The sequence below is a fragment of the Mesobacillus zeae genome, from assembly GCF_003570705.1.
GTDB classification, from domain to species: Bacteria; Bacillota; Bacilli; order Bacillales; family Cytobacillaceae; genus Mesobacillus_C; species Mesobacillus_C zeae.
This window is the reverse complement of the sequence record NZ_QWVT01000013.1, coordinates 75,432-101,913: the sequence shown is the minus strand read 5'-3', so window position 1 is coordinate 101,913 and position 26,482 is coordinate 75,432. Positions and strand designations below refer to the sequence as shown.

25 protein-coding genes and 2 riboswitches are annotated in these 26,482 nt (G+C 46.0%); all 25 genes read left to right on the top strand.

Going from position 1 to position 26,482, the window contains the following annotated elements:
* The first annotated feature begins 8 nt into the window (after window positions 1-8).
* Window positions 9-659 (top strand): ethanolamine utilization phosphate acetyltransferase EutD, encoded by a 651-nt coding sequence (gene eutD / locus D1970_RS07380; protein WP_119112245.1) that lies wholly within the window; start codon window positions 9-11, stop codon window positions 657-659.
* On the top strand, window positions 656-1,354 hold the full coding sequence (locus D1970_RS07375; RefSeq protein ID WP_119112244.1) for a hypothetical protein: 699 nt from the start codon (window positions 656-658) through the stop codon (window positions 1,352-1,354). The genes eutD and D1970_RS07375 overlap by 4 nt, the downstream gene beginning before the upstream one ends.
* A gap of 14 nt (window positions 1,355-1,368) precedes the next feature.
* Window positions 1,369-1,635 (top strand): EutN/CcmL family microcompartment protein, encoded by a 267-nt coding sequence (locus D1970_RS07370; protein WP_119112243.1) that lies wholly within the window; start codon window positions 1,369-1,371, stop codon window positions 1,633-1,635.
* 110 nt (window positions 1,636-1,745) lie between these two features.
* On the top strand, window positions 1,746-2,864 hold the full coding sequence (gene eutH, locus D1970_RS07365; RefSeq protein ID WP_119112242.1) for an ethanolamine utilization protein EutH: 1,119 nt from the start codon (window positions 1,746-1,748) through the stop codon (window positions 2,862-2,864).
* Window positions 2,865-3,176: 312 nt separating this feature from the next.
* Window positions 3,177-3,521 carry an ethanolamine utilization microcompartment protein EutS gene (eutS, locus tag D1970_RS07360; RefSeq protein WP_119112241.1) on the top strand — a complete coding sequence of 115 codons (345 nt, stop codon included), beginning with the start codon at window positions 3,177-3,179 and terminating at the stop codon, window positions 3,519-3,521.
* Between the two features lie 9 nt (window positions 3,522-3,530).
* Window positions 3,531-3,968, top strand: a complete 438-nt coding sequence (locus tag D1970_RS07355; RefSeq protein WP_119112240.1) for a EutP/PduV family microcompartment system protein — start codon at window positions 3,531-3,533, stop codon at window positions 3,966-3,968.
* A 27-nt stretch (window positions 3,969-3,995) separates the two neighbouring features.
* The gene (locus tag D1970_RS07350) at window positions 3,996-4,568 is read left to right on the top strand and encodes an ANTAR domain-containing response regulator (protein ID WP_119112239.1); all 573 of its coding nucleotides are present in this window, start codon (window positions 3,996-3,998) and stop codon (window positions 4,566-4,568) included.
* Window positions 4,569-4,817: 249 nt separating this feature from the next.
* Complete coding sequence (eutA, locus tag D1970_RS07345) at window positions 4,818-6,248, top strand: ethanolamine ammonia-lyase reactivating factor EutA (protein ID WP_119112238.1); 1,431 nt, start codon at window positions 4,818-4,820, stop codon at window positions 6,246-6,248.
* A 94-nt stretch (window positions 6,249-6,342) separates the two neighbouring features.
* Window positions 6,343-6,636 carry a BMC domain-containing protein gene (locus D1970_RS07340; protein ID WP_119112237.1) on the top strand — a complete coding sequence of 98 codons (294 nt, stop codon included), beginning with the start codon at window positions 6,343-6,345 and terminating at the stop codon, window positions 6,634-6,636.
* A 124-nt stretch (window positions 6,637-6,760) separates the two neighbouring features.
* Window positions 6,761-7,222 (top strand): EutQ-related cupin domain-containing protein, encoded by a 462-nt coding sequence (locus D1970_RS07335; RefSeq protein ID WP_119112236.1) that lies wholly within the window; start codon window positions 6,761-6,763, stop codon window positions 7,220-7,222.
* Between the two features lie 795 nt (window positions 7,223-8,017).
* Window positions 8,018-8,206: riboswitch (cobalamin riboswitch) on the top strand.
* 131 nt (window positions 8,207-8,337) lie between these two features.
* Window positions 8,338-8,526: riboswitch (cobalamin riboswitch) on the top strand.
* Window positions 8,527-8,691: 165 nt separating this feature from the next.
* A complete protein-coding gene (locus tag D1970_RS07330) occupies window positions 8,692-9,072 on the top strand; it encodes a (2Fe-2S) ferredoxin domain-containing protein (protein WP_119112235.1) in 381 nt (126 codons plus the stop codon).
* Window positions 9,073-9,075: 3 nt separating this feature from the next.
* Window positions 9,076-9,783 (top strand): HoxN/HupN/NixA family nickel/cobalt transporter, encoded by a 708-nt coding sequence (locus D1970_RS07325; protein WP_119112234.1) that lies wholly within the window; start codon window positions 9,076-9,078, stop codon window positions 9,781-9,783.
* Window position 9,784: 1 nt separating this feature from the next.
* Window positions 9,785-11,383 carry a precorrin-3B C(17)-methyltransferase gene (gene cobJ, locus D1970_RS07320; RefSeq protein ID WP_119112233.1) on the top strand — a complete coding sequence of 533 codons (1,599 nt, stop codon included), beginning with the start codon at window positions 9,785-9,787 and terminating at the stop codon, window positions 11,381-11,383.
* A gap of 16 nt (window positions 11,384-11,399) precedes the next feature.
* Window positions 11,400-12,353 (top strand): sirohydrochlorin chelatase, encoded by a 954-nt coding sequence (locus D1970_RS07315; RefSeq protein ID WP_119112232.1) that lies wholly within the window; start codon window positions 11,400-11,402, stop codon window positions 12,351-12,353.
* Window positions 12,350-13,156: a precorrin-6A reductase gene (cobK, locus tag D1970_RS07310; RefSeq protein WP_119112231.1), complete on the top strand. Its 807-nt coding sequence runs from the start codon at window positions 12,350-12,352 to the stop codon at window positions 13,154-13,156. The genes D1970_RS07315 and cobK overlap by 4 nt, the downstream gene beginning before the upstream one ends.
* Window positions 13,134-13,781, top strand: coding sequence for a precorrin-8X methylmutase (locus tag D1970_RS07305; protein ID WP_119112230.1), 648 nt, complete (start codon window positions 13,134-13,136; stop codon window positions 13,779-13,781). Before cobK ends, D1970_RS07305 begins: the two co-directional genes overlap by 23 nt.
* A gap of 3 nt (window positions 13,782-13,784) precedes the next feature.
* Window positions 13,785-14,876 (top strand): cobalt-precorrin-5B (C(1))-methyltransferase, encoded by a 1,092-nt coding sequence (locus D1970_RS07300; protein ID WP_119112229.1) that lies wholly within the window; start codon window positions 13,785-13,787, stop codon window positions 14,874-14,876.
* Window positions 14,866-16,074, top strand: a complete 1,209-nt coding sequence (cbiE, locus tag D1970_RS07295; protein ID WP_119112228.1) for a precorrin-6y C5,15-methyltransferase (decarboxylating) subunit CbiE — start codon at window positions 14,866-14,868, stop codon at window positions 16,072-16,074. The genes D1970_RS07300 and cbiE overlap by 11 nt, the downstream gene beginning before the upstream one ends.
* Entirely contained in the window at window positions 16,075-16,776 is a 702-nt protein-coding gene (gene cobI, locus D1970_RS07290) for a precorrin-2 C(20)-methyltransferase (RefSeq protein ID WP_119112227.1), read from the top strand.
* A complete protein-coding gene (cobM, locus tag D1970_RS07285; protein WP_119112226.1) occupies window positions 16,776-17,549 on the top strand; it encodes a precorrin-4 C(11)-methyltransferase in 774 nt (257 codons plus the stop codon). The genes cobI and cobM overlap by 1 nt, the downstream gene beginning before the upstream one ends.
* Complete coding sequence (locus D1970_RS07280) at window positions 17,546-18,679, top strand: cobalt-precorrin 5A hydrolase (protein WP_119112225.1); 1,134 nt, start codon at window positions 17,546-17,548, stop codon at window positions 18,677-18,679. Before cobM ends, D1970_RS07280 begins: the two co-directional genes overlap by 4 nt.
* Window positions 18,680-18,691: 12 nt before the next feature.
* A complete protein-coding gene (locus tag D1970_RS07275) occupies window positions 18,692-20,062 on the top strand; it encodes a cobyrinic acid a,c-diamide synthase CobB (RefSeq protein WP_119112224.1) in 1,371 nt (456 codons plus the stop codon).
* Complete coding sequence (locus tag D1970_RS07270; RefSeq protein ID WP_259339591.1) at window positions 20,041-20,700, top strand: NAD(P)-binding protein; 660 nt, start codon at window positions 20,041-20,043, stop codon at window positions 20,698-20,700. The genes D1970_RS07275 and D1970_RS07270 overlap by 22 nt, the downstream gene beginning before the upstream one ends.
* Window positions 20,700-21,467, top strand: coding sequence for a uroporphyrinogen-III C-methyltransferase (cobA, locus tag D1970_RS07265; RefSeq protein WP_119112222.1), 768 nt, complete (start codon window positions 20,700-20,702; stop codon window positions 21,465-21,467). Before D1970_RS07270 ends, cobA begins: the two co-directional genes overlap by 1 nt.
* A gap of 697 nt (window positions 21,468-22,164) precedes the next feature.
* Window positions 22,165-26,349 carry a 5'-nucleotidase C-terminal domain-containing protein gene (locus tag D1970_RS07255; RefSeq protein WP_119112220.1) on the top strand — a complete coding sequence of 1,395 codons (4,185 nt, stop codon included), beginning with the start codon at window positions 22,165-22,167 and terminating at the stop codon, window positions 26,347-26,349.
* Window positions 26,350-26,482 lie beyond the last annotated feature (133 nt).

Below are 26,482 nucleotides of genomic sequence, written 5' to 3'. Positions count from 1 at the left end.
GTGGTTCCATGGAGCCTTTTGATCAGGAAGTTGTAAAACGTGTTGTGGAGCAGGTAATCAGCACGGAGTTAATCGAAGTGGAGGCATCAGGCCGCCATGTCCATCTAGACCGCGAAACAGTGGATCTATTATTCGGCGATGGGTATCAGCTTACAAAGCTACGGGACTTATCCCAGCCAGGCCAATATGTGTGTGAAGAACGCATCACTTTGACCGGGCCGAAAGGGTCCATCAAGAATGTGGTTATATTAGGCCCTGAACGCAATAAATCCCAAGTTGAAATTTCCTTTACAGATGCTCTTATATTGGGAATCCGCAATGTTCCTGTAAGGGACAGCGGAAACACCGAGAACACCCCGTCCATCATTCTTGACTCTGGGAAGAACAGTGTTCAGCTTGAGAACGGAACGATTGTCGCCAAAAGGCATATCCATATGACTCCAGAAGACGCGAAACGATATCAGGTAACTGATAAGGAGATTGTCAGAGTGAAGATGTTTGGGATGCGGCCTCTCATTTTTGATGATGTGGTAGTCCGCGTCAATTCCAGATACGAGACAAGGATGCACATCGATTATGATGAAGCTAATGCCTGCGGATTTAAAAAAGGTATGTACGGCAGGCTGATTAAGAAACAGCCTGGGGGTGTCAATCAGTGAACATCGACGAATTAGTTGAGAGAGTAACTGAACTAGTCTGTCAGCAGCTGTCGGAAAACAGTAAGAGCGAGTGCCGGGCACCAGCGCGCAAGAAAGCGGTGGTTCTGGCCGACCAACCTGTCACCGGGATTGATGAAGCGCTTTCCTCTTGTTATTCAGTGAGGTATTACAGAGAAAAAGACAACGATTCTGACATTATCATCATTCCTTCATTGTCTGCAGCCATGATGGCAAACCTTGCAGCAGGTGTAGCTAGGACCTCCGGCGAGGAGTTTGTTCTGGCCATGCTGTTGCAGGGAAAGCGCGTCATTGCCCTGGCAGATGGTCTTGAATATAAGCGATATAAGAAGACTGCACCAATCCTCTTTTATAAAATGTATGAGGAATTGGAGCACAAGCTTGAGGGCTATGGAATCGAGTTTACTGGACTGGGCAACCTGAGTGAACTATGTGATAAAGTTCCGATGGAAACCGTCAAAACCCAGGGTGAAAAGGCTATACCAGAGTTAGAGGCGAAAGAAGAGACTGTTACGCAAAACTGCGCAATCGTCGATAGAAAGCTGATTACTGAAGTGGATCTGCGGAAGTTCTGCTTGAAAAACCAGAAGCTTGTAGCTGTCCGCCCTGATGCTATTATTACACCTCTTGCTAAAGATTATATCAGGACAAACAAGATTACGATCAAACGAGGATAGCGGAGGGATATTCGATGGAAATAGGCAAAGTTGTCGGAAGTCTCTGGGCGACCAGAAAAGATGAAAAGTTGAATGGCCTCAAACTCATGATCGTCAAGCTGTTATACTGCGGAGATAATGTCCGTCATATAGTGGCCGCCGATAATGCCGGTGCAGGTGTCCAGGATATTGTCCTTATTACAAGGGGAAGTTCTGCAAGGGTATCAGTCGGTGGAAGCGGCGTTCCGGTAGATGCTGTCATCGTCGGGGTTGTGGATTCAATCGATATGGTGGACGAGTAAGTTTAGCCCGCAGCAGCGCTTTTTTATGAAGTAATGCTCCGAAATGCTTTACACAGTAAGTGCAAGGAATCTTGAGTGAAAAAATATAAAGAGTCTGGGGGCAGATGACATTGAGCATAAATGAAATCATTATCTATTTAATGGTCATTTTTATGGTTGTCGGAGCTATTGATAAAATCTTTAATAATAAGCTGAAACTTGGAGAAAAGTTCGAGGAAGGAATTATGGCAATGGGTGCCCTGACGCTTTCAATGGTAGGGATTATTGTCATAGCACCAGTGCTTGCGAAGGTACTTAGCCCGATTATTGTTCCGTTGTACAGTGCAATGGGCGCTGACCCTGCAATGTTTGCCACAACCTTACTGGCAAATGATATGGGCGGCTTCCCTTTGGCAATGGAAATGGCAAAAGATCCGGATATCGGCCTTTTTGCAGGAACAATCCTTGGAGCCATGATGGGACCGACAATTGTATTTACAATCCCAGTTGCATTGGGAATCATTGAAAAGAAAGACCATAAGTTCCTGGCTACAGGAATTCTCGCAGGAATGATCACCATTCCGGTCGGATGTTTTGTCGGCGGTTTAGTAGCAGGTTTCGATCCGATTCTGCTCATTAAAAACCTTGTGCCAATCCTTATCGTTGCTGTTTTAGTCATCCTTGGCTTGTGGAGGTTCCCAGAAAAGATGATCAAAGGCTTCACTATTTTTGGCCAGGGAGTTGTCATTGTCGCTATTTTTGGCCTTGCTATAGGGATTATTGATGCCCTGACAGGTTTGACAGTAATTTCCGGCATTACTCCTTTGGAAGAAGGCATCCAGGTTGTCGGCAGCATTGCCATTGTCCTGGCTGGGGCTTTCGTTATGGTTGAAGTCATTACAAGAGTATTCAAGAAACCATTGATTAAGCTCGGTAAGGTTTTGGGTATGAATGATATCGCAGCAGCGGGAATGGTGGCAACACTTGCCAATAATATCCCAATGTTCATGATGATGAAAGATATGGATGACAGAGGAAAAATTTTGAATGTGGCTTTCGCAGTATCAGCTGCTTTTGTCCTTGGTGATCACCTTGGTTTTACAGCCGGTGTTGCAAAGGATATGATCTTCCCGATGATCGTCGGAAAGTTCACTGGAGGTATCACTGCCATCATGGTGGCAATGTTTATTGCGAACAGAATGCTTGGAAAAGCAAACCAGGATACAGATGGTGAAAAGAAAGTCGGCTAAAATTTAACGGTGCATGTCTTCTTGTACGCTAAGGAGGATAGGCACCGCTTTTCCCATCTTCTTGTAGGATTTTCATTTCGTGGAATTTCAGGGTGTTTTTATGCCGCCGACAGTAATAATGTGTCACAAATCAGTAATATTTTTTTTGCTATTATGCTTTAAGTTCTGATAGAATGAAAACATAACACAATGGCGTGTTGATTTAATTTCGAAGGCAACGGGGCTTTTGAAAAAGGAGAAACTTACTTTTTCAAGTGCCCCTTTTTTGTATGTCTTCAACTATTCATTAAATCAATAACAAGGTGGATTAAGATGGAAAAAAAAGAACGGGTTATACAAGAGTATGTACCTGGTAAACAGGTTACTCTATCCCATATTATTGCAAACCCTAACGAAGAACTATTTAAAAAGCTAGGCCTAACTAATTATAATATCAACGCGATTGGAATTCTGACGATCACTCCAAGTGAAGCATCGATTATTGCTGCTGATATTGCAACAAAATCAGGCAATGTCGACATTGGCTTTGTCGATCGATTCAGCGGTTCAGTCGTGATTACCGGTGATGTGTCATCGGTAGAGTATGCGTTAGATAAGGTCATTCATGATTTAACGGAAATATTGGATTTTACAATACCGAAAATTACAAGGACATAGGGTGAGATTATGAAAAAGATCATTCTCATCGGTAAGACAGGCAGTGGAAAAACGACTCTTTGTCAAAATATTCACGGCGAATTGATGGAATACAAGAAAACGCAAGCGATTGATACGCTTGAGAATGCAATCGATACACCAGGAGAATATATTGAAAATCGCTTTTATTACAAAGCACTGATTGTAACGGCAGCTGATGCCGATATCATCGGGCTTGTGCAGGACTGTACTGAAGAAGACAGCTTTTTCCCCCCATCATTTGGATCTGTGTTTCCAAAACCTGTGATTGGCATCATTACCAAAACTGATTTGGCAAAAGATAACGAAGACATTCTTCGCTCGGAACAATACCTGAAAATGGCCGGTGCAGAGAATATATTCGCTATTTCCTCAATTGAAGAAAAAGGTGTCGAGGAATTAAAAGAATATTTGCGGAATCCGATTTAAGAGACTTCTTTTAAGGAGAATAAACCTATGAGAAAACGAATTGTAATAGTCGACGATGAACCTATTACAAGGATGGATATACGTGAATTATTAAGTGAAGCAGGCTACGATGTCGTAGGGGAAGCTTCCGATGGTTTTGAAGCGATTGACGTTTGCCGGAAATTCACTCCAGACTTGGTGATAATGGATATTAAAATGCCAATCCTGGATGGATTGAAGGCCAGTAAAATGATTATGCGTGAAAAACTGGCCTCAAGTATTCTATTATTGAGTGCTTTTAACGATAGAGATTATATTCAGCAGGCAAAAGAGGTTGGAGCCTTAGGGTATTTGGTGAAGCCTCTTGATGAAAAATCATTTATTCCTACTGTAGAAGTGGCCATCGCGAGAGGGCATGAGATTCATAAATTGGAACATGATTTTGAAAACGTTTCACAGAAGTTGGACGACAGGAAAACAATTGATATTGCCAAAGGGCTATTAATGAAAGAAAAAAGTATAGTGGAAGACGAAGCGTATAATTTGTTAAGGAAACTTAGCATGGATCGCCGTTGTTCCATGGGGCAGATTGCCAGAGAAATCGTCATCATGTATGAATAAGAAAAACATCCGGTCCTGAATCATATCAGCTTACCAAGCTAAGATATGATTAAAATCATGGAAATGGTGAACCGTTAATATTAAGGAGAATAATTTCATATGATTTATACAGGACGCGATGAAGCGACTTAAATCCGAGAGCAATGAGGCTTAAGGTAAAAGGCATGTTTCCAATTCGGAAATACCTTTAACCTTAGGCCTCTTTATTTTTATAACCATAGTTCTTTTTATTTTGAGGAGGTGAAAAGAATGAGTGAAGAAATTTTAAGCGTTGGTATCGATATCGGAACATCTACGACTCAACTAGTCTTTTCAACGATTACGATTGAAAATATTGCTTCAAGTTTTTCGATACCGCGAATCACCATTGTTGATAAGGTTGTGCACTACAAGAGCAATATCATCTTCACGCCTCTTTTAGAGGATAACAAAATAGACGTCAAAAAAATTGAAGAGTTCCTCGTGACTGAATATGCAAAAGCAGGTGCGAATAAACAGGACATTCAAACAGGTGCTGTTATTATCACCGGAGAAACAGCCAGGAGGGAAAATGCCCAGGAAGTACTGCAAACACTAAGCGGTTTCGCGGGTGATTTTGTAGTGGCAACCGCTGGACCAGACTTGGAAAGTATCATTGCGGCCAAGGGCGCAGGTCTCCACACTTATTCAAAAGAGCACTCCACCACGGTCATCAACATCGATATTGGGGGAGGAACAAGCAACCTTGCTTTTTTGAACAGGGGTGAGGTAACCGATACAGGCTGCCTGGATATTGGCGGAAGATTAATTAAGCTCGATCCTTTAACGAAAGAGATTACCTACATATCTCCTAAAATTAAAGAGTTAATAGAGCTGAAAAAATTCTCCGTACACGTTGGGGATACAGTTACTGTAGAAAGATTGCTGCCTGTCATTCAGGAAATGGTCCATTTGCTTGAGGAAAGTGTAGGAATCAGGCCAGCTACTCCTTTCTTCGATACAATTGTCACCCATAGAGGGCTGCAAAATGTGCAGGAGGCTAAATGTATATCATTTACGGGAGGTGTTGCGGACTCCATATACAATCCTGTGACAGGTGATCCATTTATATATGGGGATATAGGAGTATTACTGGGAAAAGCCATTGCTCAATCTGACCTTATGAAACATTTTACCGTAGTTAAACCGGAAGAAACGATCAGGGCAACAGTAGTGGGAGCTGGCTCTCACACAACCGAAATTAGCGGAAGTACAATCACATACACAAAAGACCTGTTTCCGTTGAAAAACATTCCCGTCCTAAAACTGTCCGAGGAAGAAGAGCAACTGGATGACGATGCTTTCCATGAACTGCTCAAGAATAAGCTGAATTGGTTCAAGTTTGATGGCAAGCAGGAAAATGTGGCAATCGCTTTTAAAGGAAAAAGAAGTCCTTCTTTCCTTGAAATTCAACAGATCTCAAACAGGCTACTAGCAGGAATGGAAGAATTAATAGCTCAGAGCTTTCCGCTTGTCATTATTCCGGAGGAAGACTTTGCAAAAGCACTTGGCCAGTCAATGAAGGCCCAAGTATTTGCAAAAGATGATATCATCTGCATTGATGGAATCCATGTGGAGAATGGGGATTACATTGATATTGGAAAACCGTTAGCAGAAGGCAAGGTCGTCCCAGTCGTCATTAAAACACTGGTATTCCATTAAACAAGGATTTCCTGAACCCGTAATTGCGGGTTTGGTTAAATAATCAAATCTATAGTCAATAAAATAAATCCAATCACTCAAGGAGGAAACAAAAATGGCAACTTCAAACGCATTAGGAATGGTAGAAACAAAAGGTTTAGTTGGAGCAATCGAAGCAGCAGATGCAATGGTGAAAGCAGCAAACGTAGAATTAATCGGCAAAGAACAAATCGGCGCAGGATTAGTAACTGTAATGGTTCGCGGTGATGTAGGCGCAGTCAAAGCAGCAACAGATGCTGGTGCTGCAGCGGCAGACCGTGTTGGTGAACTGGTATCAGTCCATGTTATCCCACGCCCGCATTCAGAAGTAGCTGCGATCCTGCCTAAATCAAGCAGCTTTGCAGAGTAAGACTGCAGGGACTGGCTTGGAGGAGGGCCTATAATTGAACCTTGTTTGTTCAACTAAAGATTCCTTAAAAGAGCTGCCCTTTCTTTGAAAGTGAAATTCTAAAAGAATGGAGATGAATGTCGTAATGCAAGATTTGGATAAAGCGACTTTAGAATCATTAATCAGGAAAGTCATCGCAGAACAGTTGGGGAAAGAAGGAACAGCCCCGACCAATAGAACCGTTGATCCTAGCGGAATCATTTCCCTGAATGTACCAACTATTAAAGTAACTGAAGAAAACCGCCTTGATACTGGAAAAGAAGGGGATGTCGTTTACACAAAAGACCTCTTCACACTTGAAGAAAGTCCAAGACTGGGCAGCGGAATCATGGAAATGAAAGATACAACATTCGATTGGACCTTGGACTATGATGAAATTGACTACATCATTGAAGGCCAACTCGACATCATCATCGACGGAAGAAAAATCAGCGCTAAACAAGGAGAAGTCATCCTCATTCCAAAAGGAAGCAAAATCCAGTTCTCAGTAACCGGCCATGCACGCTTCCTATACGTAACATTCCCAGCAGACTGGGCCAATCAATAAAAAATATAGGCACCCCAAAAGGATTACTTTTGGGGTGTTTTTTTTGTGAAAAAAGCTCAAGCAAGAACAGTCTCATTGGACAGGGCAGAAAATAAATTGAAGGACAGTTGTAAGTTTTATCACTAACATGAAAGTTCGATTCTCTACTGATATTACTTAATAGTTTGAACAGCTCCATGACCTGGTATACGACTTTTTAGTAGTTTAAAAACCAATTGGCTGGCCAGGTAAAATGCCTTGTTAGGGGAAACTCTATTATAGGGTCTCCCTAATTTATCAACAATAACATAACAGAACCATTAGAAAAGCAAACTTTAGGGATTAATGAGGTTAAGAGGAAATCCCACTACTAGAATTTCAAAATCGGTTGAACTAGTCTTAAAGACGTGGTAATTTTATGTTTTGTTCCTTAGATCAGGCAAATGATCATGAAAATGTGAACACTGTACGATATTCACCTGAATTTGGCTCCGTTCTCTTGGTATCTTGCCGGGAAATAATTCATTCTCCCGGGAAATGGCGGCATTCGGACAAAAAACCTCAGGATTGGGACAAAAACCAGTTTTATTAGGACAAGAAATCGCGTGATTCGGACAGAAAACAGCCTCATTCGGACAATTAGACAATATATGTAAAAAAACAACATGAAGCTGCGAACAATAATATAATTTGTAAAAACTCGAAATGGACACGACACAAAATTGCCTTAATCTACACCATCCTCCAATAACACACAAAACTAGTAAAATCAATACTTGATAAAATCCGCATTTTTCAGTTAAATATAGATAGAAGTGAATATGATATTTTAAGAGTGCCCAAGTTTTACAGCTTGGGATAATAGGGAAACCGGTTGAAATCCGGTGCAGCCCCCGCTACTGTAATTGCTGATGAAATTGTCGCGAACCCACTGGCCTCGCCGGGAAGGGGACAAGAGTAAAGTGAAGCATGAGCCAGAAGACCTGCTTTTAAAATTCTTTCATTATTCTTCGGAGGGAAGGATGAGTAGGACAATTTAGCGGCGATGCCGTTTGACTGGACTGTCTCATGCCTTAACTTGGAGAAAAGTTAAGGCTTTTTATTTTGCTCAAGCCCTCGTGGCAGGGCTCTTACAACAGAATAGCTCTAGCATAGGTGTGCGGCGATTTAACAGCTGCACTTAAAAGGGAAGTCCGGTGAAAATCCGGCACGGTCCCGCCACTGTAATTGGGGAGTTTCGCTGCAGCATGTCACTGGATATTCCGGGAAGACGCAGCAAAATGATGAACCTAAGTCAGGAGACCTGCCTATGTTACACTTCTTCAACTCCTACGGGTAATAGGCAGCAGAAGTACAATTTTCCGGCACCGGCCATGGCCGCGCGTTATGCGTGTACCAGAAGACAGCCAGATCCGGAATCTTGTCCTTTTTTCAGCACCTCTATCCAATGGATAGAGGTGCTTTAATTTTGAAAAAAAGGAGAGAAAACAATGACAACCTGGAATTTATCAGGAGTAAACAGCCATATCCTCATTTGCAACGGCTCAAGCTGCATGCGCAAAGGTGGGGAAGAAGTCACAGAAGCAATTCGCCGCGAAATCGCGGAACTCAATCTTGATTCCCGCATCCACACCACGAGGACGAGGTGCAATGGGAGATGCAAGGATGCCTGCATCGTCATCGAGTATCCGGAAGGAACATGGTACAAGGAAATGACGCCGGAGCTTGGCCGCAGGCTGGCCCGGAACCATATTGAAAGTGATCAAGGCCTGCACGATTCCGTGCTGTACAGCTACGAGGACAGTCAATACGTCCAGATCAGCAGTGAGTCGGAAAAAGGAAAAGACAAACCCATCAAGGTAGGTGGCTGAGGTATGGAATTAGTATCGTTTGCCTTGTTAGCCATTCTTATCGGAGCACGCCACGGGATGGACAGTGACCATGTCGCAGCCATCGCCGATATGGTAGGAAGCGAAGGAAATCGAAGCAAACAAATATCCCTTGGCGTCATGTATGCGCTCGGCCATGGCCTCATCGTTTTCATGATCGGGCTGCTGACATTATTTGTCGGTGCTAAGCTTCCAAAAAGCGCGCAAAACTCTGTTGAAATCCTTGTGGGCATTACGCTGCTTGTGCTGGGCGGATTCATTATCTATTCCATTTTCAAAAACAGAGAAAGCTATGAGCATAAAGGCCGGTTCACCATTATGTATGAAGGTTTGACAAGGCTGACAAAAAAACTTGGCTTTGGCGAAAAAAAGCTCTCGCCCTTGAAGCTCGGCGTGATTGGTGCTTTTATCATCGGCGTCATTCATGGCGTTGGCGTGGAAAGCCCAACCCAAATCGCAGCCATTACTAGTGCGGGAGGGCTGGACAGCGCTACTGCAGCAACTGCCCAGCTTGTCCTGTTCGTAGTCGGTCTGTTGATGTCAACCATTCTCATGACATTCCTCATCTCGTGGGGCTTCATGAAGTCAAGGCTGAAACGCCAGGTATTTATCGTGCTTGGATCGGTAACAGGAATTTACAGTATCATCCTCGGCCTCTCGATGCTCGCCGAAATGATAAAGGGAGGAATTTAAGTTGAAAGGAAAATTGCTTATCGTCGGTTTCGGACCAGGAAGTGCAGAGCATATCACCAAACGGGCAAAAGATGCAATAGGGGAAAGCGATACGATCATCGGCTACAAGACATATGTTGATCTTATCAGCGAACTCATCACCGACCAGGAAATGGTCAGCACGGGAATGTCCGAGGAAGTGACCCGGGCCCAGGCAGCTGTCCGGTTTGCGGAAAAAGGAAAGAAGGTTGCCGTTATCTCAAGCGGCGATGCTGGTGTGTACGGGATGGCGGGACTGATTTATGAAGTACTCGCCGAAAAAGGGTGGAAGGAAGAAAGTGGTATTGAGGTGGAAGTGATTCCCGGCATCTCAGCGATTCAATCATGCGCCTCGTTGCTCGGAGCCCCAGTGATGCACGACGCTTGTACGATCAGCCTGAGTGACCATTTGACTCCATGGGCTATCATCGAAAAAAGGTTGGAGGCCGCCGGTATGGGAGACTTTGTTGTCGCCCTTTATAATCCGAAGAGCGGAAGAAGGACAAAGCAGATTGCCGAAGCGCAAAGGACCCTGCTGCAATACCGTTCTCCCGAAACACCCGTAGGTCTTGTGAAAAGTGCTTACCGCGACACCGAAAAAGTTGTCCTGACAACGCTAGCGAACATGCTTGAGCACGAAATTGGCATGCTGACAACCGTACTCATCGGGAATTCCTCCACCTTCCTGCACGACGGTAAAATGATCACCCCGAGGGGATATCGAAGAAAATACACACTGCATCAAGAAGAGCAGGCGCTTCGTCCGCACGAGCGGCTCCGGCCGGAAAACGAGCCATGGGCTTTGCATGAAGGGAAAGAGGAGAAAGGCCTTGGTGCCAAAAAGCAGGATTCATCACTGCAGATTGTCATGGAGGCGCTTGAAAAACTTGGCGAGCCCAAGCAGGCACAGTATATACTCCACCCTCAAATCGAATCCATTTTCGAATTGGCGGTAAGCCCGGGGGTTGCGAATAAGAAGTTTACACCAAAGCAAATGATTTTGCTTGCAGAATTAGCCGGTGACAGTGGAACCATCGAGTATACGCCGCACCACCATATTTTGCTTAAAATTCCGACGGGAAATCCCGAAAATGTGACTGCCGCCCTTACAGAGGCAGGATTTTTACTCGCTCCTGTCGGGGATGTCGCACAGTTAAAGGCCTGCGATTTTTGCGATGGTGAAAAGCAAGACGCTATCCCATACGCTGAGGAAATTCAGCGGAAAATTGGCGGTTCGGAAATGCCAAAGGAGCTGAAAATTGGCTTGAATGGATGTGGAATGGCTTGCTATGGCGCAGTCCATGAGGATATTGGCCTTGTTTTCCGAACAGGGAAATTCGATTTATTTTTGGGTGGCAAAACAGTTGGCAGGACGGCTCACCCGGGACAGCCAGTAGCTGAAGGAATCGAGCCGGAACGAATTGTTGAAGTGATTGAAAGAATTGTGGGCGAATATCAAGCGAATGCACACCCTAATGAACGGTTTTATAAATATTTTAAAAGGGTCCAGAAAGTGCAGGGATTCTGGCACAGCGATTCGGCTCCTGCCATTGAACTGGAACCGGCGCCGTGCGGAGAATAAGAATGGGGGTATATAGATGAAAGCAGTACTGCTAGTGGGGCATGGAAGCCGCGACCCGGAAGGAAACAGCCAAGTCAGGGAATTTATCGAAGAACTGAAACCTAGGCTTGATCCTGAATTACTCGTTGAAACTTGTTTTCTTGAATTTGAAGCACCGACGATCGGCCAGGGAATTGATGCCTGCGCTCAAAAAGGAGCGAGCAAAATTGTTGTGATTCCGATTATGCTCCTACCGGCAGGCCACTCGAAAATACATATTCCTGCTGCGATTGATGAAGGGAAAGAGAAATACCCGAAGATTGGATTCACTTACGGACGGCCGATTGGCATCCATGAAGAGACCATTGAAATTTGCCTGTCGCGGCTCCGGGAGATTGGCGAGGATCCGGATGAGGCGGAGAAGGATACAGCAATCATTTTTCTAGGGCGGGGAGGAAGTGACCCTGATGCCAACAGTGAGCTCTACAAGATTGCCCGCCTGTTCTGGGAAAAAACAAAATATAAACTCGTAGAACCAGCGTTCATGGGGGTTACCGGGCCGCTTGTGAAGGAAGGAATTGAGCGCTGCATCAGACTTGGAGCCCAAAAAATCATCATCCTTCCATACTTTCTGTTTACGGGAATATTGATCAAGAGACTTGAAAAGCTTGTCTGTGATTTTCAGTCGGAATATCAGCAGCAGGAAATCAAACTGGCCGGATACTTTGGGTTTCACCCCCGCCTGCAGAATATTATTGAGGACCGCATAGAAGAAGCGCTCCAGGGAGAAGTGAAAATGAACTGCGATACATGCCAGTACCGGATCATGGCGATGGAACATGTAGAGCATCACCATCATCACGACCACGACCACGACCATGGCCATCATCATGAACATGATCACAACCATCATCTTGAACATGTGGAACATCATCATCCCAAAGATGACCACGAAGATAATCGTGTCCCTGAAGAGGTGGCAAAGGTATGATTCTCTTTCTTGCTGGAACGAGTGATGCCAGGGCGCTGGCACTTGAGATTAAACATGCTGGCTATGGCTTGCTGACAACGGTCGTCACAGAAAATGCTGCAAATGAGCTGAAGAAACAGGGACTTACTGTTACCGTCGGCCGGCTTACAAGCGAGGATTTTAAAAAGATGGTGGTCAATCAAGGGATTGCGGCAATTGTGGACGCAAGCCATCCTTTTGCAGAAGAAGCCAGCAGGAATGCCATGGCTGCCGCAAATGAAAGAAATATCCCTTATATCCGTTATGAACGCGAGTCGCAGGTTTTTGAAGACGAAAAACTGACGATTGTATCCTCCTATGAGGAAGCAGCAAACGTGGCGTACCGAAAAAAAGGAGTTATCATGCTGACAACGGGAAGCAAGACACTTGAGATCTTCGCTAGAAAGCTTCTTGGAGTTCAGGGCATCAGAGTAATCGCCCGGATGCTCCCAAGACAGGACAATATGGAAAAATGTGCGAAACTTGGCTTCCCGCAGAAGGACATGATCATGATACAGGGTCCTTTCTCAAAGTATTTTGATAAGGCGCTTTATCAGCATTACGGTGTCACGACAATGGTAACAAAGGAAAGCGGTAAAGTCGGTTCGGTGGATGAAAAGCTTGAAGCAGCAAAAGAGCTTGGAATCGAAACGGTTTTAATCAAAAGGCCGAGTATCGAGTATGGCACGAAGTTTTCAAGTTTTCAGGATGTCATTAGGCATCTGGCTGAAATTTTCCCGAACAATGAGAGGAGGCAAACCAGTGGACTTCAAAACAGAATTTAAGCCTATCACGGTGCACCCGGAAATGATTGAAGTGAAAAGCTTTGAAATGATTGATGAGGAAATGGGGGAGCACAGCTTTACCGATGAGCAGTACCCAGTGGTTCGGCGTGTTATCCACGCATCAGCCGATTTTGAACTTGGAAAAAGCATGCTGTTCCACCCTGACGCAATTTCGGCAGGTATAAAGGCCGTCCGAAGCGGAAAAACAGTTGTCGCCGATGTCCAAATGGTTCAGGTAGGCATCAGCAAACCAAGGATCGAAAAGTACGGAGGCGATGTTAGGGTATATATTTCCGACGCTGATGTGATGGAGGAAGCGAAGCGGCTCCAAACAACAAGGGCCATCATATCCATGCGAAAAGCAATCAAGGAAGCGGACGGAGGTATCTTTGCCATCGGTAATGCACCGACTGCACTCCTCGAGCTGATTCGCCTCATCAAAGAAGGCGAAGCAAAGCCGGGGCTTGTCATTGGCCTTCCGGTCGGATTCGTTTCTGCTCCGGAATCAAAGGAAGAGCTGGCGAAGCTGGATATCCCCTATATCACAAATATTGGAAGGAAAGGCGGAAGCACGGTCACCGTTGCCGCGTTGAACGCTATTTCACTGCTCGCCGAAAAGGATTAAAACATGAGTGCGAATGCTGAAAAAAAACTACGGCAGGGCTTTACAACAGGAGCATGTGCCACGGCAGCCACGAAGGCTGCCTTAACGGCTCTTATTACAAAAGAAGAACAGCTTGAAGCCACCATTTCTTTGCCGGTCGGCATTTTTTCCACTTTCGTAATGGAAGAGTGCCGTATCGAGGAGAGTCGCGTTGTAGCTGGAACGATTAAGGATGCAGGCGATGACCCTGATGCTACGCACCAAGCCTTAATCCGTTCTGAAGTCTTCTGGCATGGAGAAGAGGGAATTGTGCTTGATGGCGGCATTGGCGTAGGACGTGTGACTAAGGAAGGCCTGCCGGTGCCTGTAGGGGAAGCTGCCATCAATCCTGTCCCAAAGCAAATGATCATGGAAACAGCGCGGGAAGTACTCCGTCAATTTCGAATCACAAAAGGTATTAAAATCGTCATTTCTGTGCCCGATGGGGAGGAAATTGCCAAAAAGACATTGAACGGTCGCCTTGGAATACTTGGCGGAATCTCCATTCTTGGAACAAGGGGCACGGTCTTTCCGTTTTCTACATCGGCCTATAAAGCAAGCATCGTATCAGCTATCAATGTAGCAAAATCATGCGGCTGTGATCATGTTGTTATTACAACTGGAGGGAGAAGCGAAAAATATGCGATGCTTCAGTATCCTTCCCTGCCAGAGGAAGCTTTTATCGAAATGGGCGATTTCGTCGGCTTTACATTGAAGCAGTGCAAGCGGGCCGGAATGAGGAAAGTTTCCACGGTTGGGATGATGGGCAAATTCTCTAAATTTGCTCAGGGCGTGATGATGGTCCATTCAAAAAGCGCACCGGTTGACTTTAATTTCCTTGCAGATGTAGCGCTGTCTGCCGGGGTGGAAGACGGACTCGCAGAACAAATCAGGGGTGCCAACACTGCCTCTCAGGTCGGGGACATGGTGGCGGATCACCATAGTTTTTTCGAAAAGCTCTGTGAAAGCTGCTGCTTGTCAGGATTACAAGAGGTGAAAGGCGGAATTACGATAGAGACAAGCTTGTATTCCATGAAAGGAAGCTTGCTGGGAAGGGCGGAGTTAGATGGCAAATAGAATCAAAATGATTGGAATTGGTGATGAAGGTAGGCAGAGTCTTTTACCGCTCTATGAAAAAATCATTGGAAATAGCGAGGTGCTCGTCGGCGGTGAAAGGCATCTTGCCCATTTTCCAGAATACAAAGGGGAGAAAATACCAGTCAAAGGCGGAATCGGAGTGCTGGCGGACAGATTAGTGCAGGAAAGTAGGCGCGTCGTGATTCTTGCATCAGGAGATCCTTTGTTTTATGGAATTGGCGGTTATCTTTCGTCCAAAATGGATCTCGAAATTTATCCTTACTTCAGTTCCATCCAACTTGCATTTGCGAGAATGAAAGAAAGCTGGCAAGATGCTTATTTTACCAGTGTACACGGCCGCAGCATGAAGGGCCTGGCCCAGCGGATAGACGGCCAGATCAAGATTGCCCTGCTGACAGATGAAGAGAACAGTCCATCAAAGATTGCGGCATACTTAAAATCTTTTGGCATGACTGAATACAGAGCGTTCGTGGCCGAGAACCTGGGCGGGGAGAACGAACGGACAGGCTGGTACGAACTCAAGGACATGGAGAACACGGTGTTCTCGCCGTTAAACGTTGTGATTCTAAAAAAAACCGGGCCATCTCCCGAGTGGCCGTTTGGCATCCCAGATGAAGAATTTTCCCAGCGGAAGCCCGATAAAGGACTGATTACGAAAAGAGAGATCAGGACATTGAGCTTAAGTGAGCTGAAAATTAAGCCTGACAGCACTGTTTGGGATATTGGGACATGTACAGGCTCGGTTTCCATCGAAGCTGCAAAACTAGCGCGTGAAGGGGCAGTTTACAGCGTTGAGAAAAATGAACATGACCTTGTGAACTGTTATGAAAATATGAAAAAATTCCGGACTGATTTTACGGTCGTCCACAGTTTGGCACCTCAAGGACTTGGGGAATTTCCTGACCCTAATGCTGTTTTTATTGGAGGAACAGCCGGTGGGATGGACGACATCCTTGATGTCTGCTGCAGCCGGTTAAAGCAGAATGGAAGAATCGTTTTAAATGCGGTTACGGTTGAATCATTGTCCGGCGCCATGGAAGCTTTTAAAGAACGGAACTTTAAAGTATCTGTCACATTGGCACAAATATCGCGAAGCAAACCAATCTTGCAGTTAACAAGATTTGAAGCATTAAACCCTGTTTACATTATCACTGCAAGCCGGAAGGAGGAAATATAAATGATCGGAACATTATACGGGCTTGGCGTAGGCCCCGGGGACCCGGAGCTGATTACGGTAAAAGCTTTTCGGACATTAAAGGAATCGCCAGTCATCGCCTATCCGAAGAAACTGAAAGGCAGTAAAAGCTACGCCCACCAAATCATTGATGTCTACATAAACCCCGACGAAAAAGAAATGCTTGGCCTTATTTTTCCAATGACTAAAGATCCAACCATCCTTGAGCGAGAGTGGACCTTAACCGTTGAAACCGTTTGGGAAAAGCTGAAGGAAGGCAAGGATGTCGCTTTTGTAACAGAAGGAGATCCGCTATTATACAGTACGTTCATACATATGATGAAGCTGATGGAAGAGCGCCATCCTGAGGTGCCAATTAAAACGGTCCCAGGAATATCATCGATAAACGGGGCCGCTTCAAGGCTTGGCATTCCGCTTGCTGAAGGGGACGACCATGTAGCCATCATCCCTGCTCAGGACGACTATGAAAAAATGAAAAAAGCAATTGTGGATAACGACTGCGTGGTATTTATCAAAGTGGCAAAAGTAATGGATTTGATGCTTGCTGTTCTCCGTGAGCTTGACTTGGTTGATAAAGCTTCGGTGGTCACAAAAGTAACGTCGGACGAAGAAGTCGTCTGGAAGATGGAAGAGCTGGACCGCACGGAGCTTGAGTACTTAACATTGATGGTGGTGAGGAAATAATGAAGGTAACGATTATCGGGGCAGGCCCGGGAGCGCCTGATTTGATTACAGTAAGAGGACTTCGCCGTTTGAAAGAGGCAGATGTTGTGCTTTACGCCGATTCGCTTGTGAGTGAAGACCTGATTTCGGAAGCGCGGGAAGGTGTCGAGGTGATCAAAACTGCCGGGATGCATTTGGAAGAAATGGTGGAACTGATGGCAGGGCGCTTAAGGGATGGGAAAAAAGTTGTCCGTGTTCACACCGGCGACCCGGCAGTATACGGGGCAATACTCGAGCAGATTGCCCTTTTGAAAGAAGCTGGTGCGGAAGTTGAAATCATCCCTGGGGTCAGCTCAGTGTTCGCCTCCGCTGCTGCGCTCGGTGCCGAACTTACGGTTCCCGACCTTACGCAGACTGTCATCCTAACAAGGGCAGAGGGGCGCACGCCTGTGCCCGATGGAGAAAAGCTGCGCGATCTGGCAAAACATCAGTGCACAGTTGCGTTATTTTTAAGCGCTACTTTGACAAAAAAAGTGGTGAAAGAGTTCCTTGATGCGGGTTGGAGCAAGGATACGCCGGTTGCGGTCGTATATAAAGCGACATGGCCAGACCAAAAATTGGTCCGAAGCACGCTTGAAAACCTTGATGATGACATGCGGAAAAACGGAATCAGGAAGCAGGCTATGATCCTTGCCGGCTGGGCATTGGATGAAAAGATACACGAAAAGAACTTTCGCTCAAAATTATACGATAAAGAGTTTACGCACGGATTCAGAAAAGGAGTAAAATCATGACGCTCCTTCTGGAAGAAGGGAAATTACCAGAAGTCGATGTGCGAAACGCTTATGCAATCGTAGCAATCACCAAGCACGGAACTCTATTGGCACGGAAGCTTCATGTGCTGTTCGAAAATGCAGACCTCTATTATATGGGGAAGTTTGAGAAAGGCGATGAAGCTGAAAAAAGCATTACGCTGTTTAACGGGAGTGTACGCCTCTTGCTGCCGTCGCTGTTTGGGGCGTACAAAGGAATTATTTTAATCATTTCCCTTGGTGCGGTTGTCAGAATGATTGCCCCCATCCTGAGGGACAAGAAAACTGATCCAGGCATCGTCGTGCTCGACGACAAGGGAGAACATGTGATTAGTGTGCTTTCAGGCCATTTAGGCGGAGCAAACGAGCTCACGGCAGAAGTGGCAGCGCTGCTTGGAGCAAGGCCTGTCATTACGACTGCCTCCGATGTGCAAAAAACGATACCCGTCGATTTATTCGGGAAACGATTTGGCTGGGTGTGGGAATCTGCCGAAAAGCTGACGCCAGTCAGCGCCTCGGTCGTCAATGAAGAAAAAGTCGTTGTCATTCAGGAATCGGGTGAAAGAAATTGGTGGCAGCATGACAGGCCTCTCCCTGCAAATATAGTAATATACAAAAGTATTCCCGAGGCTTTGGCGGAAAAGCCGGATGCAGCTCTCGTTGTTACACATCGGCTACTCCGGGAGGACGAACAAAGAATTCTTGATAACGGTGTGCTTTACCGGCCGAAAGTCATTGTCCTCGGAATTGGCTGCAACCGAGGAACTTCTGCCTCCGAGATACTTTCAGTCATAAAGGAAACACTAGTGGAATTGCAGCTTTCGTTCAAAAGTGTCAAGGCGGTTGCGACAATCGATTTGAAAAAGGACGAAGAAGGGCTGCTTGAGGCTGTACAGGAGCAAGGCTGGGAGTTCCGTTGTTATACACCGGAGGAGCTAAACTCGGTTGATATCAAGGACCCGTCCGAAACAGTCTATAAGTATACGGGAGCATACGGAGTCAGTGAACCTGCAGCTCTCTTGTGCAGTAAAGAAAGTGATTTGGAGCTTGTGAAAAAGAAATCCGGTAATGTCACGATTTCAGTGGCAGTCATGAAGCATGATGGCCGGTAATAATTTGGAGTGGTGAACTTGGAGAAGAGACTTTTGATTGCCGGAACAGGCAGCGGCGTTGGAAAAACGACATTGACAATTGGGCTCATGGCAGCCCTGAAAAAAAGAGGTCTTCAAGTGCAAGGCTTTAAGTGTGGTCCGGATTATATCGATCCGACCTATCACACCGCAGTGACAGGCCGTTCTTCCCGCAACCTCGACAGCTGGATGCTTTCGGAAGACATGGTAAAAGAAATTTGCGCTCGTGGTAGCAGAGATGCCGACATCTCGATCATTGAAGGGGTTATGGGTTTCTTTGACGGGAAAGATCCTCTCTCAAGCATGGGAAGCTCTGCGCACGTCAGCATGATCACCGGCTCGCCCGTTATCCTTGTTGTCAACTGCGCCAGCATGGCGAGAAGTGCTGCAGCTATCGTAAAAGGGTTCCAAACTCTTGAAGACGGCCCGAATATTGTCGGTGTGATTGCGAACAGGGTGGGGAGCGAAGGGCATTACAAGCTTGTGAAAGCTGCGATTGAACAAGAGTGCGGCATTCCTGTCGTTGGCTATCTCAAGAGGGAAAATGGAATTGAAATTCCCGAAAGGCATCTTGGCTTGATTCCTTCGATTGAGAGAGGCGAGCTTGATCCGTTTTTCCAACAGTTAGGTGAGCTTATCGAGAACAGTTTTGACCTCGAAAAGTTGTTGGAGCTGGCTGATGCTGCACCGATCATGGCAGAAGAAGCTTCTTTTTTTGATAAAACAGAGAAACCATCTGTCCGCATTGCCGTGGCAAAAGATGCGGCTTTCAACTTCTACTATCAGGAAAACCTGGATTTTCTTGAAAGCTATGGAGCAGAGCTTGTATATTTTTCGCCGCTTGCTGGTGAAGCTTTGCCGGAGAATGTGCACGGATTGTATCTTGGGGGCGGCTTCCCGGAGGAGTTCGCCGCAGAGTTAAGCTCCGGTAAGGATGTTCAACTATCTATTAAAAAGGCAATTGAAGATGGGCTGCCAACGCTGGCAGAGTGTGGCGGATTCATGTATTTGACTGAATCTATCCAAACAACAGATGGACAAGTATACAAAATGACTGGCATCATTCCGGGGAAAGTTGTGATGCAGACAAAGCTTGCTGCACTTGGCTACCGGGAAATTACTGGGGAGCCAGGGAACTTTCTTTTGCCGGAAGGAGTTTCGGCAAGAGGCCATGAATTCCATTATTCTACTTTTGAAGGGAATGGGGAGAGACGCCCTGCCTATAATGCGGCTGGAATGCGCGGCGCGAGAAAAGAAGGCTTCATGGAAAGAAATCTGATTGCAGGATATACACACTTCCATTTTGGATCATGCCCAGAACTAGTACAGTGCTGGATTTCAAAGTGCAGGGAGCGGTTATCCTGAGTGCGTATCCGATTCATTTACAGTTAAAAGACCGGCCCGCCGTCGTGATTGGCGGTGGGAAGGTAGCTGAGAGGAAAACTCGCAGCCTTCTAGATGCCGGAGCAGTCATTACCGTCATCAGCCCTGTCGTAACCTCTGCTATACAGTCATGGGTGGGGGAAGGAAGGGTTATATGGAAAAATAAAACCTTCCAGCGGGATGATGTGAAGGACGCTTTTCTCATTATTGCGTGTACAAACGACCGGAGTGTGAACGGAGAAGTGTATGAAGCCTGCAATGGCCGCCAGCTTGTAAATATTGCTGATGATCCGGAAAAAAGCACTTTTACCGTACCGGCAGTGCTGCACCGGGGCAGGCTGTGTCTATCGGTTTCAACCTCGGGAGCGAGCCCCGGACTTTCAAAGCAAATTGTCGAGCGGTTAGAGAGTGAGTTCGATGAATCCTATGAAGAATATCTTGAATTTCTTTTTACAGCGAGAAAAAGGATTCTGGGAGCTGAATCTGATCCCATCCGAAAAAAACAACTGCTGTCACAGCTTCTTGATGCCCGTTTTGCCGAGTTGACAAAGCAAAGGGAAATGAAGGAAAGGAACAGACTTTTGAACCGATTAATATCTGAAGGGAAGCTGGATACATAATGGAGAAGGGAACCGTCTATCTTGTTGGCGCAGGGCCTGGCGATATCAAATTAATCACGGTATATGGCCTTGAATGCATAAAGCGCGCTGATGTCATAGCTTATGACCGTCTGATCAATAAAGAGCTGTTGAATTATGCCAAAGAAGACGCCGAGCTGATTTATGTCGGCAAACTGCCTGGACGACATGCGCTGATTCAGGAGGAAATCCATGAGCTGCTTGTTGAAAAAGCATTGACAGGAAAGAATGTCACACGATTAAAAGGCGGTGATCCGTGTGTATTCGGACGGGTTGGAGAGGAAGCGGAAGTGCTGGCAGAACATGGAATTCGGTTCGAAATCGTACCGGGCGTGACTTCGGGCATTGCAGCCCCGGCTTATGCAGGGATTCCTGTCACCCACCGTGATTATGCGACATCCTTTACGATTGTGACAGGGCACGGGAAAAAGGAAAGAGGAATGGATGGAATCCACTGGAGGGCGCTTGCTCAGGGGAGCGACACGATCGCTTTTTACATGGGAGTGTCCAATCTTCCCCATATTTGCCGCGAGCTCATCACTCATGGCAAAAGCCCGGCGACCCCTGTTGCGGTCATTCAGTGGGGAACAACGGCACGGCAGCACTGCGTTACAGCGGAGTTATCCACAATTGAGGAAAAAGTGCGTCAGGCGCAAATCAGTCATCCAGCCATTATCCTCGTGGGCGAAGTTGTCAGATTAAGAGAGAAGATACAATGGTTCCTGGAAGATGGGGCTGCTGTTTTATAAGATTAATCGTCACTTCCATAATGGGGTGACGATTTTTTAAATGGAAGCTTTGTACGGCGTGAGGAAAGTATTTTTGCTTGAAATTGTACGGTATAAATCGGAAATGGTGAAAAAACACTTCTTTGCTGCTTCCACAGACTATCGGTACATACAAGGTTTATATTTTTATATCTGTAAGCTGGTTACAAAACTGTTTTACCAGGAAGCATCTTCACTTCGAAACTGGATATTCCCGATTGCGAGACATATATTCCCGATTGCGAGACATATATTCCTGGTTAGTCACACGAAATTCCCGATTAGCATGAATATATTCCTAGGAGTTGTATTTCAGTTCTATATATACCTTTTCATGGTAAACCAAAATGGGTAATTCCATCATCTCTTGTCGAATCCGCATAAATATCAAAATAGTATATGAAGTTTGTAAATTAGTAGAAACCTTTTACCAAATAATTTAAAATAGAAATGTAACACTTTTTGTCTTAAAATATCGTTTTTTGAAGGAGGGGTAGGATACAAGAAGCCTGCGAGGATTTTCTTTGTTGTCCTGTTCTTTAAAAAGAACGAGTATCGGCTGATTCATTCGTTATTTTGCATCTAAAGTCCTATTTGTCATCTAGGTCTATTGTATTGTGCGAAAGAAGAAATGAGATTGTGCCCCAAAACCAATACTATTACATAGGAGGAGAAGGAATTGAGAATCAGGAAAAATCCATTCTTTATTTTAGCTGCCGTCCTGATGCTGCTGGTGAACTGCGTTCTGCCGTTTGCATCGTCTGCAAGTGCTGCAGAAACGATTACAGTAGCACAGGCCATTGCCAGCAACACCGGGACAGCTTCAGTAAAAGGCTATATTGTTGCCTACACAACAAGCGGCCCAACCTATAAATTTACTGAACCGTTTAACGATGATACAAACTTCGCTATTGCCGACAGTCCGGGAGAAACCGATAAAACCAAAATTCTCCCGGTTCAGCTGCCAGCATCGTTCCGTGCCCAGTTCGGTCTGAACACAAATCCGGGCAATATCGGAAAATCGGTTACTGTGACCGGTACGCTGACAAGCTATTTTGGCGCTCCCGGGCTTAAAGCTCCGACAGCGGTCACATTTGCTGACGGCGGCCAGGAACCAACTGACCCGCCTGCAACCGGCGTGGAAGGGCTGAAAATACATGATATTCAGGGCCAGGGTCATGCCTCTCCTTATGCAGGCCAGAACGTAAAAGGTGTTGAAGGGATCGTCACAAAAGTGGCGGACGCCAACAACTTTTACATGCAGGAAGCTAACCCTGATGACAATGCAAAAACGTCCGAAGGAGTCCTGGTTTATAAACCAAGCCATGGCCTGAAGCAAGGAGACAGTGTGTCCGTCACAGGCCAAGTGAAGGAATGGATCCTCGATGGCTATAATGACAAGCTTCAGACAGATCTGGCCGTTACAGAAATCAATGCCCAAAATGGTGCTATAACCAAAGCAGCAAGCGGACAGCCTTTACCGGCTCCAGTTATCATTGGCAAAGACGTAATCCCGCCCGCAGCGATTACAGACAATGACCAGTTTGCCCAGTTTGATCCCGAGCAGGACGGGATTGATTTTTACGAAAGCCTTGAGGGCATGCGGGTAGCGGTTGAAAACCCAACGGCCGTCGGGCCTCAGAAGTATGGAGAGGTACCAGTCATTGCTGGACGGGTAGATGGGAAGCCATATACGACACCGGGAGGCATTTCGATTACGAAGGACAACTTCAACCCGGAACGTCTTCATCTTCTTTTCGGAAATCGTGATTTTGTAACGAAAACAGGCGACAAATTCGATGGAACGGTTACAGGGGTAATGAGCTACTCCTTCCAGAACTTTAAAATATTGACGGATGAAGCCCAGCTTCCTCCGCTCGTTGCAAGCAACTACCAGCGGGAAGTGTCTGACATTGCAAAAACGGAAGACAAACTGACCATTGCAACGTACAATATGGAAAACTATACAGCGGCAAATGCAGAAAAAACAAACAAAATTGCCGAGTCGATTGTCCACAATCTGAACTCTCCGGACATCCTTGGACTTGTCGAGGTCCAGGATAACGACGGAACAGGGACAGGGGAAACGGATGCTTCGAAAAACTATGAGGCTTTAATTGATGCCATCAAGGCAAACGGAGGCCCGGCTTACGACTGGACCGATATAGCTCCTGAAAACAACAAGGATGGGGGAGCGCCGAACGGGAACATCCGCGTCGGCTTTATCTACAATCCGGAACGGGCCAAGCTTGCGGATGCTATGAAAGGAACGGCTACGCAGGCAGTCGGCTATGAAAACGGGTCACTTACTGTGAACCCTGGACGCATTGATCCTGCAAACCCTGCGTTTTCAAGCAGCCGGAAGCCGCTTGCAGCCGAATTTGAGTTTAACGGTGAAGAAGTGATTGTCATCGCCAACCACTTTAATTCCAAAGGCGGAGACCAGCCAATCTTTGGAAAAAACCAGCCGCCGAAACTTGGCAGCGAGGCGCAGCGGATGGAAATTGCCAAGGCGGTAAATGGATTTGTCGGTGATGTCCTAAGCAAAAATGAGGACGCCAACATTGTCGCTCTTGGAGACTTAAATGACTTTGAATTTTCCAATCCGCTTAACGCACTAAAAGGGGATGACCTGGATAACCTTGTGGATAAAGTGCCTTTACCTGAGCGGTTCACCTACAATTACCAGGGTAATTCACAGGTTCTTGACCACTTGCTAGTATCGAAAAACCTTTCAGAGAAAGCAGCTGTGGATATTGTCCATATCAATTCTCCGTTCATGGAAGCGCACGGCCGCGTCAGCGACCATGATCCGGTACTTGCCCAGCTTGATTTTGAAGAAGGACCGTTCACGCTATCCATGATGCATACGAACGACAGCCATGCAAATGTCGAACAGTATCCGAAGCTTGTGACTGCAGTGAACGAAACAAGGGCTGCCAAGCCGGATTCACTGCTGCTTGATGCAGGAGATGTATTCTCGGGAACATTGTACTTCAATCAATATGAAGGACTTGCAGATCTTGAGTTCCTGAATAGTCTTGGCTATGATGCAATGACATTCGGAAACCATGAATTCGATAAAGATTCTAATGTGCTCGCAAACTTCATTAAGAAAATGAAGTTTCCAATGGTCAGTGCAAACGTGAATATTACGAAGGATACAGTCCTAGGACCGTTATTCAAAGAAGAGGTCGCAACAAATCCTGAAGGCGGCGCTGTATATCCGGCAATTGTGAAAAAAGTGGACGGGGAAAAAGTAGCGATATTCGGTTTGACGACTGAAGATACCACTTTCCTTGCAAGTCCTTCAAAGGATATCATTTTTGAAAATGCAGCCGAAAAGGCTCAATCAACGGTAAGCATGCTTGAAGATCAAGGAATTGATAAAATCGTTGCGCTGTCCCATCTCGGGTACGGAAGTGATAAGGAACTTGCAAATAAAATCGATGGTATTGACATTATTGTGGGTGGTCATACGCACACGAAACTCGATAAGCCTGTCATCGTTGAAAAAGCGGAGCCGACAGTAATTGTCCAGGCAAATGAGTATTTGAAATATCTTGGTGTCCTCGATGTCACATTCGATGATGCCGGTGTCGTGACAGTTTCTGACGGCAAGCTTCTGGATTTGGCCAAGTTTGCCGAAGACCCTGCTGCAAAGGCACGGGTCAATGAACTGAAAGCACCGCTTGATGAGCTGAAAAACAAGATTGTCGGCCGAAGTGATGTGTTCCTGAATGGTGAACGCGCCGACATTAGGACGAAGGAAACGAATCTTGGGAACCTGATTGCAGATGCTATGGTTGAAAAGGCGAACGAATCTGTACCGACCACGATTGGCATGCAGAACGGCGGCGGAATCCGCGCATCCATTCCTGCGGGCGATGTCTCGCTGGGTCAGGTACTGACTGTCATGCCATTCGCGAACCAGCTTGTCACTTTGAACCTCACTGGGGAAGAAATCTGGCAGGCGCTGGAACACAGCGTAAGCGAAGTGGAGAGGGCGCAAGGGAAATTCATGCATGTATCAGGTCTGAAATTCAGCTACGACCCTGCTAAACCGGCATATGACCGGGTATGGAAGGTAGAAGTGAAGACAGGAAACGGCTATGAGCCAATCGATCCTGCCAAAAGCTACAATGTGGCAACAAACGCTTTTGTAGCTGACGGCGGAGATGGGTTCACCGTCTTCAAAAAAGCAAAGGATGAAGGCCGGATTAAAGAGCTTTACGTCGTTGACTACGAGCTGATTTCATCCTATCTCACCAATAACAACCCTGTTGCCCCAAGTGTCGAAGGACGTATTGCAACAGGTGAAGAGCCTCCGCAATATACGGGCTGGGTAGAGCTGGATGGTCAGTGGTACTACTACAACGATAATGGAGTAAGAAAGTTCGGCTGGCTTGAGCTTGATGGCAAAAAGTATTATCTTGACCCTGCCTACGATGGCGCAAGGGCAGAAGGCTGGACGGAGATTGATGGAAACTCGTATTACTTCGATCCGAAAACCGGCGCCATGGCAACAGGCTTTGTCACGATTGACGGCAAGAACTATTATTTTGACGAAGCAACCGGCATACTGAAAACAGTCAAGGGCGTCATGGCAGGGCTGAGCGACAGCATGGAGAGTTACCTGGATTCTGATGACATTAACGGACCGATCGCTTCCAAGCTTTCAAACACCTTGAGGCAGGCGGATCATCATTACAGCAAAGGAAAAACAAGGGAAACGATCAATTTCCTTGAGAAATTTACGGTTCAAATACATCTTAAACCGGGATATGTCTCAAAAGAAGCAAAGCAAAGCCTTACCAGCCAGACTCAGCTGCTGATTCAAATGCTGAGAAAAGGAGCTCAGTAAGCTCTATATGAAAAGCCGGACATGCTCTTTTCCAGCATGCCCGGCTTTTATTTTTACAGAGTGTGGGAAAAATACAGCGAAAAAGGAAAAGAGATTTGTCTGTTTTCTGACATTTGCCCTATAAATAGAAGAT

Excerpts from the sequence above, each read along its gene's own strand:
- eutD (WP_119112245.1), top strand. The coding sequence starts at position 9 with ATGGAGCCTTTTGATCAGGAAGTTGTAAAACGTGTTGTGGAGCAGGTA.
- D1970_RS07370 (WP_119112243.1), top strand. The coding sequence starts at position 1,369 with ATGGAAATAGGCAAAGTTGTCGGAAGTCTCTGGGCGACCAGAAAAGAT.
- eutS (WP_119112241.1), top strand. The coding sequence starts at position 3,177 with ATGGAAAAAAAAGAACGGGTTATACAAGAGTATGTACCTGGTAAACAG.
- D1970_RS07355 (WP_119112240.1), top strand. The coding sequence starts at position 3,531 with ATGAAAAAGATCATTCTCATCGGTAAGACAGGCAGTGGAAAAACGACT.
- D1970_RS07350 (WP_119112239.1), top strand. The coding sequence starts at position 3,996 with ATGAGAAAACGAATTGTAATAGTCGACGATGAACCTATTACAAGGATG.
- eutA (WP_119112238.1), top strand. The coding sequence starts at position 4,818 with ATGAGTGAAGAAATTTTAAGCGTTGGTATCGATATCGGAACATCTACG.
- D1970_RS07340 (WP_119112237.1), top strand. The coding sequence starts at position 6,343 with ATGGCAACTTCAAACGCATTAGGAATGGTAGAAACAAAAGGTTTAGTT.
- D1970_RS07335 (WP_119112236.1), top strand. The coding sequence starts at position 6,761 with ATGCAAGATTTGGATAAAGCGACTTTAGAATCATTAATCAGGAAAGTC.
- D1970_RS07330 (WP_119112235.1), top strand. The coding sequence starts at position 8,692 with ATGACAACCTGGAATTTATCAGGAGTAAACAGCCATATCCTCATTTGC.
- D1970_RS07325 (WP_119112234.1), top strand. The coding sequence starts at position 9,076 with ATGGAATTAGTATCGTTTGCCTTGTTAGCCATTCTTATCGGAGCACGC.
- D1970_RS07315 (WP_119112232.1), top strand. The coding sequence starts at position 11,400 with ATGAAAGCAGTACTGCTAGTGGGGCATGGAAGCCGCGACCCGGAAGGA.
- cobK (WP_119112231.1), top strand. The coding sequence starts at position 12,350 with ATGATTCTCTTTCTTGCTGGAACGAGTGATGCCAGGGCGCTGGCACTT.
- D1970_RS07300 (WP_119112229.1), top strand. The coding sequence starts at position 13,785 with ATGAGTGCGAATGCTGAAAAAAAACTACGGCAGGGCTTTACAACAGGA.
- cbiE (WP_119112228.1), top strand. The coding sequence starts at position 14,866 with ATGGCAAATAGAATCAAAATGATTGGAATTGGTGATGAAGGTAGGCAG.
- cobI (WP_119112227.1), top strand. The coding sequence starts at position 16,075 with ATGATCGGAACATTATACGGGCTTGGCGTAGGCCCCGGGGACCCGGAG.
- cobM (WP_119112226.1), top strand. The coding sequence starts at position 16,776 with ATGAAGGTAACGATTATCGGGGCAGGCCCGGGAGCGCCTGATTTGATT.
- D1970_RS07280 (WP_119112225.1), top strand. The coding sequence starts at position 17,546 with ATGACGCTCCTTCTGGAAGAAGGGAAATTACCAGAAGTCGATGTGCGA.
- cobA (WP_119112222.1), top strand. The coding sequence starts at position 20,700 with ATGGAGAAGGGAACCGTCTATCTTGTTGGCGCAGGGCCTGGCGATATC.